13 protein-coding genes and 1 pseudogene are annotated in these 12,494 nt (G+C 53.6%); 9 read left to right on the forward strand and 5 right to left on the reverse strand.

Translation table 11 applies throughout. From position 1 onward, the window contains the following. The first annotated feature begins 981 nt into the window (after positions 1 to 981). Complete coding sequence (locus BSG17_RS16470; protein ID WP_089826045.1) at positions 982 to 2,043, forward strand: NAD(P)-dependent glycerol-1-phosphate dehydrogenase; 1,062 nt, start codon at positions 982 to 984, stop codon at positions 2,041 to 2,043. Positions 2,044 to 2,193: 150 nt separating this feature from the next. Here BSG17_RS16470 and folP read toward each other — a convergent pair whose 3' ends face one another. Together folP and trpD are read right to left on the reverse strand one after the other, a co-directional pair. Then, a complete protein-coding gene (gene folP / locus BSG17_RS16475) occupies positions 2,194 to 3,033 on the reverse strand; it encodes a dihydropteroate synthase (protein ID WP_211609168.1) in 840 nt (279 codons plus the stop codon). Between the two features lie 47 nt (positions 3,034 to 3,080). Further along, positions 3,081 to 4,082, reverse strand: coding sequence for an anthranilate phosphoribosyltransferase (trpD, locus tag BSG17_RS16480; RefSeq protein WP_211609169.1), 1,002 nt, complete (start codon positions 4,080 to 4,082; stop codon positions 3,081 to 3,083). A 328-nt stretch (positions 4,083 to 4,410) separates the two neighbouring features. Between trpD and BSG17_RS16485 the strand changes: the two genes are divergently transcribed. Continuing rightward, entirely contained in the window at positions 4,411 to 5,082 is a 672-nt protein-coding gene (locus BSG17_RS16485) for a trimeric intracellular cation channel family protein (RefSeq protein WP_089826047.1), read from the forward strand. A 142-nt stretch (positions 5,083 to 5,224) separates the two neighbouring features. On the opposite strand, the gene BSG17_RS16490 is transcribed toward BSG17_RS16485, so the two are convergent. Beyond that, on the reverse strand, positions 5,225 to 5,581 hold the full coding sequence (locus BSG17_RS16490) for a winged helix-turn-helix transcriptional regulator (protein WP_089826049.1): 357 nt from the start codon (positions 5,579 to 5,581) through the stop codon (positions 5,225 to 5,227). A gap of 83 nt (positions 5,582 to 5,664) precedes the next feature. On the opposite strand from BSG17_RS16490, the gene BSG17_RS16495 reads away from it, so the two are divergent. Both BSG17_RS16495 and BSG17_RS16500 read left to right on the forward strand, forming a co-directional pair. Continuing rightward, positions 5,665 to 6,345 carry an SDR family NAD(P)-dependent oxidoreductase gene (locus BSG17_RS16495; RefSeq protein ID WP_280141187.1) on the forward strand — a complete coding sequence of 227 codons (681 nt, stop codon included), beginning with the start codon at positions 5,665 to 5,667 and terminating at the stop codon, positions 6,343 to 6,345. Further along, positions 6,345 to 6,836: a DoxX family protein gene (locus BSG17_RS16500; protein ID WP_089826051.1), complete on the forward strand. Its 492-nt coding sequence runs from the start codon at positions 6,345 to 6,347 to the stop codon at positions 6,834 to 6,836. The genes BSG17_RS16495 and BSG17_RS16500 overlap by 1 nt, the downstream gene beginning before the upstream one ends. Before the next feature lie 68 nt (positions 6,837 to 6,904). Here BSG17_RS16500 and BSG17_RS16505 read toward each other — a convergent pair. Then, positions 6,905 to 7,330 (reverse strand): annotated as a pseudogene (locus BSG17_RS16505) (RNA-guided endonuclease TnpB family protein); the annotation flags it as partial. 298 nt (positions 7,331 to 7,628) lie between these two features. On the opposite strand from BSG17_RS16505, the gene BSG17_RS26120 reads away from it, so the two are divergent. The 5 genes from BSG17_RS26120 (at position 7,629) to BSG17_RS16520 (ending at position 11,088) form a co-directional block, all read left to right on the forward strand. Then, the gene (locus BSG17_RS26120; protein ID WP_139246663.1) at positions 7,629 to 7,871 is read left to right on the forward strand and encodes a hypothetical protein; all 243 of its coding nucleotides are present in this window, start codon (positions 7,629 to 7,631) and stop codon (positions 7,869 to 7,871) included. Beyond that, the gene (locus tag BSG17_RS16510; RefSeq protein WP_089826053.1) at positions 7,871 to 8,290 is read left to right on the forward strand and encodes a DoxX family protein; all 420 of its coding nucleotides are present in this window, start codon (positions 7,871 to 7,873) and stop codon (positions 8,288 to 8,290) included. Before BSG17_RS26120 ends, BSG17_RS16510 begins: the two co-directional genes overlap by 1 nt. A gap of 10 nt (positions 8,291 to 8,300) precedes the next feature. Continuing rightward, positions 8,301 to 9,161 (forward strand): VOC family protein, encoded by an 861-nt coding sequence (locus tag BSG17_RS16515; protein ID WP_089826054.1) that lies wholly within the window; start codon positions 8,301 to 8,303, stop codon positions 9,159 to 9,161. 413 nt (positions 9,162 to 9,574) lie between these two features. Continuing rightward, positions 9,575 to 9,733, forward strand: a complete 159-nt coding sequence (locus BSG17_RS27110; RefSeq protein WP_170864831.1) for a hypothetical protein — start codon at positions 9,575 to 9,577, stop codon at positions 9,731 to 9,733. A gap of 140 nt (positions 9,734 to 9,873) precedes the next feature. Next, positions 9,874 to 11,088: an MFS transporter gene (locus BSG17_RS16520; RefSeq protein WP_139246665.1), complete on the forward strand. Its 1,215-nt coding sequence runs from the start codon at positions 9,874 to 9,876 to the stop codon at positions 11,086 to 11,088. Between the two features lie 148 nt (positions 11,089 to 11,236). Here BSG17_RS16520 and BSG17_RS16525 read toward each other — a convergent pair whose 3' ends face one another. Continuing rightward, entirely contained in the window at positions 11,237 to 12,493 is a 1,257-nt protein-coding gene (locus tag BSG17_RS16525; protein ID WP_089826059.1) for a chloride channel protein, read from the reverse strand. Position 12,494 lies beyond the last annotated feature (1 nt).

The following is a 12,494-nucleotide window of genomic DNA, read 5'->3' on the forward strand; positions in this document are numbered from 1 at the left end:
CTACAATTTTACATTTATATGTTTCATATTAAACCTATTCATTGCAGACATATTTTCTGAATAGTAACTCTATCTGAGTGCCATATTGCCAAACGGTTTTGTTAATTGAATAAAAAGACAGTGACTCTCAGAATCACATAATGTAGCAGTACAATACTGAGTCAGCAACTACACCCCTGCTCAACTCGCTATCTGTGACGTGAACGTATCCATCGATAGATGTTACCGAGGATGATTGCGATACCGTAGAGGTACATACTGAAAAATAACAGATATGCCCAACCGGTAAACTGAGGAAGGAGAGGGCTTTGTATAAGTTCAGATCCTTGAATAATCAGATATCCTGGGAGATAAACAAATGGTATCTTAGATATCGTAGTAGTGATACTGACTAACCCGAGTACAATTACAAATGAGACGATTATCTCCTTTCCAAGTACCCAGGTTAGGGCCGAGCGTTGACGATTATTTAGGACCATATCAGTCTGTTTGTGATCCGGTAATATAGTTTTTATTGTTGGGAATACCCAGGGTAAGAAAAACGCGAATCTAATTACAAATAAATTTATGCAGATATTTTTTTTTTTTCGGTTGAATGATGTCTGATATTGCTAGGTTTGAAATTGTTCTTACTACCTATCAGATATTCTCATCGGACCACTAACAGTCGAAACAGACCACCGAGAAGATCTCTTGCAGGTAGACAGACTAATGCACAGAGACCAGTGTTCGGGACTACTGATCTGTGATAAGCCGGAGTTACAGTCTGCTCATACGCGGGCACTCCTGTATGATACAGGCAGCAGTGAATTCCATCATCGCCCCAGGTTTAGGAATCTGGAACAAATGACAGGTGTGAGTGCCGTCGAAGAGAGCTGTCGTAGTATGTGAGATCCCACATCGACAGCTCTGAAACAGGGGAACATCGCCATCTGGATTAGATTTCGCAACGTAGAAACGGTGACACAAAACCTAGTACGTATGTTCAACGCAGTCAATCAGACGCGACTCCCGCGGGAGATAGTCGTCGGCAGTGATGTTCTCTCGGAAGCTGTCAATCTCATCAATGGTCTCTCGCTCCGTGGGCAACCGTTACTCGTTACCAGTCCGATTCAGCAAAAGTTAGCTGCGGAGCGCCTTGTAGATGATTTAGAGACCGCGAATCACGACCCGATTACTGTCATCGTCGAAGAGGCTAGTTTCAATGCCGTAGCGGAGGTTCGGGATACAGCCAGAACAGAAGACATCGACTATCTGATCGGCGTTGGGGACCGGAAGGTACTCGACGTAGCCAAGATGGTGAGCGACAGCCAGGGGAAAGGGTTCGTCTCAGTACCTACCAACTTGAGCCACGACGGGATTGCCAGTGACCGAAGCTTACTCATCGACGGTGAGGAACGTCACAGTCTCCTAACCAAATCCCCACTCGCAGTTGTCGCAGATACAGAAATCCTTGCGGACGCCTCCAGTGACCACATGAGTGCTGGTTACGCCGACGTCATCTCGAACTATACAGCGGTGATGGATTGGAGAGTCGCCCATCGAACTTGGGATGTCCCGTTCTCAAAATACGCAGCAGCGCTGTCGGAGATGACTGCTGAGATGGTCGCCTCCAACGTCGATTTGCTCCATCAGGGGATCGAACAATCAGCGTGGATTGTCGCGAAGGCCCTCATCTCGACGGGAGTTGCGACGTCCATCGCGGGAACCTCGCGACCAGCATGTGGAGCGGAACACCTCTTCTCGTTCCGACTTGACCAGCTTGCCGCCGAACCCGCACTCCACGGCCACCAGGTCGGCGTTGGTTCTATCATGACCGCCTACCTTCACGATGGTGACCGTGGATCTTGGACGAACATACGGAACGCACTCGTTAGCATCGATGCCCCGACAACAGCTGCAGAGTTAGGCATCGACGATGGAACAGTAATCGAGGCACTAAATAGTTGTCACGAGATTTGGAACCGGTACACGATTCTCGGAGACGGTATCGATGAGCAGGCCGCTTGGGAGATTGCGTCCCACACGGGTGTTATCTCCTAATGGGAGAGGTCAACGGTTAGTGGGTGGGCGGGCGACAACGACGAGAGGCAGAACAGTTCTTCTGTCGACCGGAGCCAGAAAATGCCTGCTCGGTGACCCAATCGACGAACGTATCCGTTTTCCGGAGTGGAGAAGAAAAGAGTCTGTGTACTACTGCGTGCGTTGGCGACTCCACAGCGCCTCTGCGGTACGAAGCGCAGCCACGGTTTCGGCGACATCGTGAACCCGCACAATATTCGCACCATTCTCCGCAGCGACAAGGTGAGCGGCGAGACTTGGCGCAACTCGCTCGTTCGGTTGGAGGTCGACGAACTCCGTGGTGAAGGACTTACGCGACGCGCCGACGAGCACTGGAAACCCGAGGTCAACGAATTCACCAGTTCGCGCAAGTAACTCGAGGTCGTCCTCTGCTCCGGTTGCAAAGCCGATTCCGGGATCGATGATGAGTTGGTCGTCGGAGACGCCTGCAACGCGAGCGCGTTCGACACGGTCTTGCAGACGCTCGTAGACATCAACGACGATGTCGTCCGACTTCGGATTGTATCCGGCGTCGACAGGAAGGTTAACTGCGTCCATGAGCACTGCTTTGCAACCGTGGGTGGCGACGAGTGACTGCATCTCGGGGTTATCAAGCCCGTTCTGGTCGTTAACGATATCAGCCCCAGCAGCGAGGGCCGCTTCGGCAACGTCCGGTTCGTACGTATCGATAGAAACTAGCGCGTCGATATCTGGGTCGGCGGTAATCTGCTCGATGACGGGAAGAACGCGCTCCAGTTCCTCCTGCACTGAAACGGGGTCTGCTCCGGGCCGCGTGCTCTCTCCGCCAACGTCGATGATGTCTGCGCCCACTTCATCGATTGCACCTGCCCGTGCGACGGCCTCCTCAAGTGTCGTATAGCGGCCGCCATCAGAAAAAGAGTCTGGAGTGACATTCAGAATACCCATCACTTGCGTATAGTCCGTGGTCCCAAGCGTCTGCATCCTGCTCATATTCGTATCTCGACCGCTGGTAGAAATAAGCGTGGTGACTTTGAAGGCTACGCGCGCAGGTCTTCGAGTTTGGCGGCGGCGGCACCCGACTCGATTGCCTTGCGTGCGTGGTTAACTCCTTCTTCGAGCGTCTTTGCAAGGCCGGCGACGTAGACTGTCGCACCGGCGTTCGCGAGCACGATGTCACGCTTCGCACCAGTGATTGATCCAGTGAGTATCCCGCGCATATCGGCCGCATTCTCTTCCGGTGTCCCACCGGAGACTGATTCGATGGTGTGAGTCTTCAACCCGAGGTCGTGTGGAGTGATTGTATACTCTTCAATTGAACTGGAAGTTACTTCAGCAACGGCCGTCTCACCGTGAATTGCAATCTCGTCTATGCCGGACCCGTACACTACGAGTCCATGCTTGACGTCTAACCTAGACAGCGCTTCGGCCACCATTGGTACCAGCTCTTGATCATAGACGCCAACTACCTGTGCATCGGCACCAGCGGGATTAGTCAACGGGCCGATAATATTAAAAATGGATCGTATTCCAAGTTCCTTCCGTGGCCCGATAACTCGCTCCATTGCTGGGTTGAAGACTGGTGCAAGTAAGAACCCAATTCCGGTGTCTTCGATTGCAGCTTTGATATTCGGTGGTTCTGCCTCGGTTTGTACGCCTGTTGCATCGAGTACGTCAGCACTTCCAGAAGAAGAAGAGACAGAATAGTTCCCATGCTTTGCGACTGATACCCCTGCTCCTGCTGCAACTATCGCGCTGGTTGTGGAGACGTTGATTGTATCGAAATCGTCACCACCAGTACCACAGATGTCGACGAGTGGAGACACCTCAGGAGCGATTGTTCGCATCGTATCACGCATTCCTTTTGCGAATCCAGCAATCTCGGCTTCCGACTCTCCTTTTGTTCGGAGGGCTGCTAGTACTGCGCCGATCTGAGTTCCTGTGGCATCTTCGAATAGCATGTGAGAGACTTCACGTGCCTCGTCCACGCTGAGTGTTTCTCCGTTGACCACTAGCTCCAAATATTGTTCAATAGTGCTCATTGATGTCTACTATAGTATACTACTTGGCATAAGAGCTGATTAATGTGTCGTTCTCAACAGAGACTGAATGTGAGGATGAACAGTGTAATCCGATGGAATGCAGCCAATCTGAGGTTGTATACCGAGTGAGAAGTTCGTTGAAAAGAGGTTCTGCATGATCCACGGACTAACGTCACTACGAAACCATGAACTCGCCACCTCAACAATCCATCTACACCGTCAGTACAGATTATCCATTGTCCGAACCAGACACAATAAGGCAATTAACAATGAAGGCAAGAGCAACAATACGTAGCGCTCAAGAGACTCAACATCATTACGGAAAAGCATGGGTCTAGATTTCGTCACGGTACTGTTCGATAGCCCATTTGCTGTTATGAATACGATTGGCTTGATTGCATTCGCACTCGTTGGATCAGCCAAGGCGATCCGTGAGGAGTTCGACCTCTTCGGGATTACTGTCGTTGGACTGGCAATGGCATTTGCTGGTGGGGCTACACGAGACCTCCTCGTAAATCGAGTTCCATTAGTACTTCAGTCGCCAGTCGAAGTAAGCTTAGGACTGCTTGGAGTCGGCTTAGCAGTTGCGTTGAGTGTCGTATTGAGATCTCCAGAGAATCATCCAATTACTCTTGTCGCAGATGCTATCGGTCTCGCTGCCTTCACTACAGCCGGTGCCATCGTAGCAACCGAGGCCACTGTGTCAGTATTTGGAGTCGTTGTTATCGGGACAATCAATGCCGTAGGTGGTGGGGCGTTTGCAGATATTCTTCTTGATCGATCTCCGTTCATCCTCTTTGATGATTTCTATGCGAGTTGTGCAGTGTTAGGTGGAAGTGCATATTGGATAATGGGAAGTGTAGGAGCAACTGGAAGTACCGCTGCCGGGGTATGTGCAGCAGTGACCGTTGTGGCGCGGTTAGTCGCAGTTACTTACAGCTGGAATCTCCCAACAGTACAGACATTAGGAGTCTTGAGCGAGCGAATGGATGACCAATAACTGCGTTGACTTTCTCATGTCGGTAGTAATCCATAAGCCAAAACAATCACGACAGGAAGTCATCTCTACTGTATACGACCGTACCTCTTTTTTGGACGAATTCGTGCTCGATACCAAGATCACTCACAAATCAGCTGCGAGCCTATTCAAGCCAGTTCCCACCCCAGTCGTCCAATGCGTCGAATACGGGACAGAGCGCACCGCCTTTGTTAGTCAGGGAATAGTAGCTCGCGACCGGTGATTCGAACTCCTTTCGGTTCTCGACGAACCCTTGCTTCTCTAAGTCATCGAGCACACGGGAAAGCGTGTAGGAGCTCGCGCCCGTCGAGCGCTTGAGTTCGTTGAACCGCTTCTCGCCGTCGCGCAGGTCGTTGATAATGATGAGCTTCCACTTCGAACCAATCTCCTCAATCGATCCAACGACATTGCAAAGGTCCGCATTTCGCTGTTCAATCTCGGTGTCTTCGTTAGTATCGGCCGTTGGTGGTTGGGTTGCCATTACTTGGTTACACAATTATTGCCTGAGCTATATATGGGTTTGGGACCAAACTAGGTACTGTGATAGAACTACAGAATGCGACGGTGCTCGTTACCGGCGCTACCGGTAACATGGGTCCATACATGACCGACCAGCTCGTCAACAGCGGTGCCGACGTTGTCGGTACTTATGTCACTGAAGCGTCAAGAAAGGACATCGAGAACCGCGCTAAGCATGCCGACGCGGTGTCGTACTACCAAGTCGATCTGACCGACCAAGCAGCAGTCGAAGCCTTCGCCGAGATGGTTATCGACGACCACGGAGCGGTCGATCATATCGTCGGTCTCGCTGGGGGCTTCTCAATGGGCGGCGTCAGCGATACCGACGGTGCGGCGTTCCAAGCCGCACTGAATCGTCACGCGGTGACGGCGTTCCTGACCGTCAAGGTCTTCGCGGATCACCTCAGTGAGCACAGCGGCGTCGTCCTGTTCAGTTCCGACCGCGCCATCGAGCCCGTCGGCGGTACGCTCGCGTACGACGTTGGCAAGGGCGCGGTTCGCACGTTGACTGAGTCGCTCGATGTCGAACTTGAGGCTCGGATCAATGCGATTGCCCCATTCCTCATCGATGTGCCCGCTAACCGTGAGGCGATGCCCGATGCCGACTTCTCGGAGTGGACAGCTCCTGAAGCCATCGCCGACGAAGTGCTTCACCTGCTCTCGAACGAAGGTGTCACGGGACAGATCGTCCAGATGACTGGTGGCCAACCGGACGTGGGTGTGTAATGTCACAGACCGCATCACGTCAACGGCTGCCCGCGACGTCTAGCCGGTGGAGTCTGGTATTCGTCCGCCTCGCGCTGGGGATTCCGATGCTTATCTCGGGCGTCGGCAAAGTCTTGGCAATCGGGCCGAAATCGATGGGCATCGCGGGATTCGCAGGCTTCCTCGCCAGCCTTGGCGTTCCACTTCCCACGATTGCTGCGTGGGGTGTCGGTCTCCTCGAACTCGTTGGCGGCATCTTGCTGCTGGTCGGCTTGGCTGTTCGAGTCACGAGTGCGTTGGTTGCCATCAACATGCTCGTCGCGACGGTTCTGGTTCACCTTCCGAACGGGTACCCGGCCACAAGCGGCGGTATCGAATTGACGCTTGCGCTGACCTTGGTCGCAGTCGCGCTCGTCGTGAGTGGCCCCGGTGCGCTCTCGGTTGAATACGCGCTTCGCGACCAGGATGACCTCTCCTCTGACTCTTCGCAGTCGAGAAGTACGGAGGGATAATCCACGCGGAGAACTAATCGAAAACTGGGGGTCGGCTGTCGGCAGTCTCCTCCTGGCCTGCAACGTTCGTTACCTCGTACCTCCGGAGGGCTGAAGCCTTTCGAGAGCCGGAGTTGGCCGTGCTTATCGTCGTGTTTGATAGCTCCTTTTTCCACGTGACGGTGGAGCGCGGGTGATTGTCGCCGTGTTTCCGGTAGTCTGGTGGGTTGTTGCCGTCGTCGGAGTTGTACCAACCGGTGAACGCCTCAGCAAGTTCTTCGAGAACTCGCTGATTTGACTGCGAGTGCAGGTCACTGTAGCGTTCGTGGCCTTTTAACTCCAACTTCAGCCCGAATTCATCCGAGATTTCACTGTCGTCGTTTCACCGTTGTTGGATGTAGTAGCGTCTGACATTCCAACAGTTTGGGTACAGAGAACCCGTACTGGTCAAGATTGCCACGAACCTGACTGTAGTTCGTGCTGCGTGCGACGGAGGTGCGAGCTGTCTCCAGCATCGAACTATCTTATAACTAGTTATGAGTAACTATGTATTAGAAGTGATATTCGACGTGGAATATCCAAACGGGCGATAGATCGGTGGAGTGTAGAATTGGATATCGGATTCATCCCGCACCTAAAGGCATGGAATTCTCCTTACTTTTTATAAACGCTGGGACTCGCGAAGCGACGCCCACACAAGTTGTTGAAGGTGATAACTGTCTCCCTCAGCGCTCTCCCCTCGACAGTTCAACGACATCGCAACAGTCTGTATTCAACCGTTCACTTTCAGAGACATTTCGAGATCTGTCTTCGGTGGTTAGGTCACCATTACTTGGTTACACTCGTGTTGCCAGAGCTATATATAGGTTTGAGAACAAACTAGGTATTGTAATGGAACTAAAGCGGTCAGCTGCACCCATAACTGGTGCAGCCGGAAACATTAGCCCGGAGATAGCGGATGAGTTCGTCGGCGAAGAGAGCCATGTACGTTCGCACGCAGACCTGGCGGGACAGACCGTGCAGACGGTCGGCGGCCAGCCGGAGGTGAAGAACTGATGGCGCTGGAGACTACGGTCGGCGGCCTCGCCTTCCTGGTGGGCCGCGTCGTCTTCGGTGTCCTGCTTGGGTTCATGGGACTCAATCACTTCACGGGCCTCGACGGGATGAGCGGCTACGCCGAAGCCAAAGGCATTCCCGCTCCGCGGCTCGCCGTCATCGTGTCCGGTCTCATGCTCATCCTGGGCGGGCTTGCCATCGCGCTCGGTGTCTACCCACTGGTTGGTGCAGCGGTGATTGCGCTGTTCTTCCTCGGTGTTACGCCTGTCATGCACGACTTCTGGACAGTCGATGACCCAGAGCAGCGACAGGCCGAGATGACGAACTTTCTAAAGAACGCCACGCTCTTCGGCGCGGCGCTCGTATTGGTCGCAATTGGTGGAACTGCCTGGCCGTACGCGCTCAACATCAGCCTCTAGAATCTCACCTATGACTACCCAACCAAACCCAGACATGATTCCGCAAGAAACCCATATCGGACAGACCGCACTCCGCGTCAACGATCTCGAAGAGATAACCAAATTCTACCGCGATGTCGTTGGACTCAGCGTACAACGTCGGTCCGACACCAGTTCCGTTCTGGGTGCCGGAGAAACCCCGCTGCTCGTCCTCGAGAATGATGAAGATGCGCTCGAACGACACCGTTCGGGAGCAGGACTCTTTCACAACGCCTTCAGAGTCCCCTCGCGTGAGGCGTTGGGCGACGCGTTAGCGCGCATTCGGGATCTCTGGCAGCTCGGCGGCGCATCCGACCATGGCGTCAGTGAGGCGCTGTACCTGACTGATCCCGAAGGCAACGGTATCGAAATCTATCGTGACTACCCACGTGAAGACTGGCCTCGCCGCGACGACGGCCGCATCCGAATGGGTACGTATCCCCTCGATCTTGACCCGGTTGAAGCTGCTGCCGCAGGTGACTCAGGACTTCCTGCTGGAACGAACATGGGGCACCTTCACCTCGAAATGTCCTCACTGGAGGCGTTCAGCGACTTCTACGTGGACACCCTCGGGTTTGAAGTCCAAACAGAAGCACCAGCCGCGCTCTTCGTCGGTGCTGGTGGCTACCACCACCATATCGCTGCGAACACGTGGAACCACAGAACGGGTCCAATCAGTGGGCGCGGACTGTCGTGGTTCGAGGTGCTCGTCCCAGACGAAGAATCACTTGACGCCGTTCGGGGGCGTCTCATTGCCAGTGACATTCCGCTCACCGAGTCAGATGATGGTTTCGTGGTTCACGACCCCGATGAAATCGAGATTCGCATTCGAGTCGACTCGTCGACTCAATAGGCCAGACAGCACGGTCTAGGTTACCATGTTAGGAGACGAGTTGATCGTTAAATTTCGACCTAGAGGTACCCTGAACCCGCAGCGAATGCCCAGGGTTCATTCAGAAGGTGGTATACTCACGTTAATCTTTAGCGTGTACGCACTCCCAATCGTTCCTGGGCATCTCATCTTTGGTCAGGTATCAGATTAGTTTGGTCGCCGAAGCGTTGTGTTTCTTGGCCTCCTCGTCATGGCACTAGGGGTCTGGGGTGTTCGCTGTCGCGAATGGACTAATAGAATTATGGCTGTCGTTCGCCGTCTCGAACGCCGCGGGGGCAATAATCACCTTCGTCTGGTACCGACGTGGCACGAGAGTAATCTGGCCGAATCCAAAGTTGACCTAGGCGAAACCGTTGTTAGGACAATAGCTGGCGATGACTGATTCAGAGATTGAAGCTACCGTATCTGAATTCTCGGCTGTCACTGAGGAGATTATTTCAACAATCCTAAATCGCTACGATGAATTCGTTGAGTTAGTAATACCGACGGCGGTACTACTGCTCGAGAGCCAGTTCGACTACAACAGACTGTAGTTGCAATAAAATGGTTACTAAAGGAATGATTCAGTTGTTAACTTGGCACAAGTTTCCGACTCGGACGAACAACTCTCTCGAAGAATGATCGAACTTTACAGACTTACGGCGGGCCGCTACCTCAGTGAGAGGTGTGGAGAGTGACGACAACCGAAGTATCCAGCGCGCGCGAGGAGGCTCTCGATTCCACGCAAGGGTGGCTGATCGTCGGGCTCGGAATCTGTATCCTCACGATGATCTGGGGGGCTGTCTTTACCTTCACTGTCTATGCCGACCGCCTCGCTGCAACCTTCAGCCTCTCTTCGTTGCAGGTCTCGTCTGTATTCTCAATTACGACTGCATTCTTCCTTATGGGCGGTGGACTTTTCGGTGTGTTCGCAACCCGGTTCTCCCTCCGGCCCGTCCTCGCAATGGTTGGCATCGGACTCGCCATTGCCACCGCACTTCTTCAAATCGTCAACTCGTATATCGGGGTCGTTGTAGCGTTTGCACTTCTCGGCACGGCAGGAGGCACCGCGTTTACGATCGTCGTTTCACTCGCGCCGCAATGGTTCGATGTCTATCAAGGGCTTGCGACGAGTATCACGATGACGGGGATTGGTCTCGGCCCGCTGGTGCTGCCATTCGTGTGGCTCTGGCTGTTCAACCAGATCAACCTCCGACCCGCCTTCGCTGTCGTCATTGGGGTAACTGCCCTTCTTGTGTTCGTATCGAGCCTCGTCTACCATCGACCGCCGAGAGGTTCGCAGAATTCAACCACCGTTGACGCTGCATGGATCCGCGCAAGGATTAGCGACTCGCGGTTTCTCAGCACGGCGATTGGGTTCGCTCTCACATTTAGCTGGTATTACGTACTCTCTGCCCACCTCGTCGGGATTCTCACAGCGAATGGGATCGATAGCCAGATCGCCGCTACTGGACTCAGTATCATCGGTGGTGTTAGCGTTTTTACCCGTATCGGAGGAGGAGTTATTGGAGACCGTGTAGGTCAGCGTGAGACTTTCGTGACAAGTGTGGTTCTCGCTAGCCTATGCGCGTTTGTATTCCCATTTGCACACTCAAATCTCCTAGTCTATATCGTCCTCTTCGGGTTTGGTATCGCCCTCGGACCTCTCGCCTCGCTCTGGTCACCGATTGTCCTCACTCGTTTCGGCTCCGAGAATGCAACTGCGACGGTCGGCTTGATGAATATTGCCGTGGCTGGCTCCGCGTTCCTCGCACCGCTCATCGTAAGTGCACTCCACCGCGTGACCGACGAATCTATCTTTCCTTTCGTCGTGCTGGGTGCCATTGTCGGTCTCGGAGCTGCCCTCTTTTACTGGGGTACAAACTCGGCGAGCAGTGATGAAGATTAAACCATTCATATTAATCGCCGCTCAGCATATTCATGTTCTCTCATACGCATACAACAAGGAATCTCTTGATCCGTGCGTAACCGCAGTCGGAGACCGGCAAATAACCACCTGCGGTACGAGAAGCCCCGAATTTACACCGAGGAGGATATTACATCATCCGCGTCGTTCGAACGACAAGCGTGCCAGCAACCGCACCGAGAACTGCAACAACGAACAGCGAACTCGAGTAGAAGAGGGCCACAGACCCAGCGATTATCAGTGGTCGAGGCAATTCGCCGGTCGGCACCCCTGCCATCGTTGCGGTTAATCCGACTATAGTACCAATGCCAGGGAGTACCTGAGCGAGTGCTGCGCCGATGGCAGCACCTCCGGCCAAGAGCGGGAAGATTGGACCGCCTTTCCAGCCCGTCTCCAGCATCACACTCACCATCATGATTTTGGTGAGACCGGCTACGAGCAATGCCTCTGTTGGAAGTGGGAGTCCAGTAAAGAGCGCATTGATGGCGTTCTGGCCGGAGAAAAGAATACCCGGCGCGACAGCTCCAGCGAATCCCAATGTAAAACCTCCTACTGCCGATCGAACGAGGCGATTCTCGTTTCCTCGACGGTCTTGTAACTGATGTCGAAATCGGAGGTATAACACCGAAACGAGACCACCGATTGCCCCAAAGAGAATTGCCCCTCCTAGATGCCACATCAGATTCGCCGATTGGAATTCCGGGACAGCGTATCCGAACTTCAGTCCGTTTCCAGCAGCTACTTTAAGAGCCACGAGCCCGAGGACGATAGCCGCGAGCCCCGGAATCCATCGCCACCATCGTGGGATGGGTGGGATGTCACTCTTTCCAATGGGTTGGGCAGATCGGTCGGTCGCAGGATAGAACAGATCTCGAAGTGACACACTCGTATTTGCCACTGTCGCAGACCACGCTGTACGAATCGCGGTGTTCAGCCTCGCGAGAGCGTGTGAACTCAATCCACCTCCGATGGCCACTAACGCAAGTTCAGGACCGAGACTCGCACCGAAGACGAGTGATATCAGAGAATTGACTGCTCCTTTTGAGATTTCGTCGTGATCGATGGTACGGCCACCGCGGATTTCCGACAGTAGCTTCTCGACGTCGCCTGGATGGTCGCCGAGATGGATGCGCCCCAGCCCGAGCGTGACACCTCCGACAGTACAGACAAGAATCGTATATAATGGGTGACCCGGCAACACTGTGATTGCCTCCGGAATCGTTTCCCAGAGGATAGTCATCAGCCAATAGAGAGCTCGAAGGAATATTCCCGTAACGAGACCAACGGGTATAGCGAGACATATCACCACAACAAGAACGCGAGAGAGGTTACGAACAGCGAGCGGTATGGCGATTCCTTGGCGGTGGTGTTTCGATTCACCTACCATC

The organism is Halogranum amylolyticum (assembly GCF_900110465.1).
Lineage (GTDB): Archaea > Halobacteriota > Halobacteria > Halobacteriales > Haloferacaceae > Halogranum > Halogranum amylolyticum.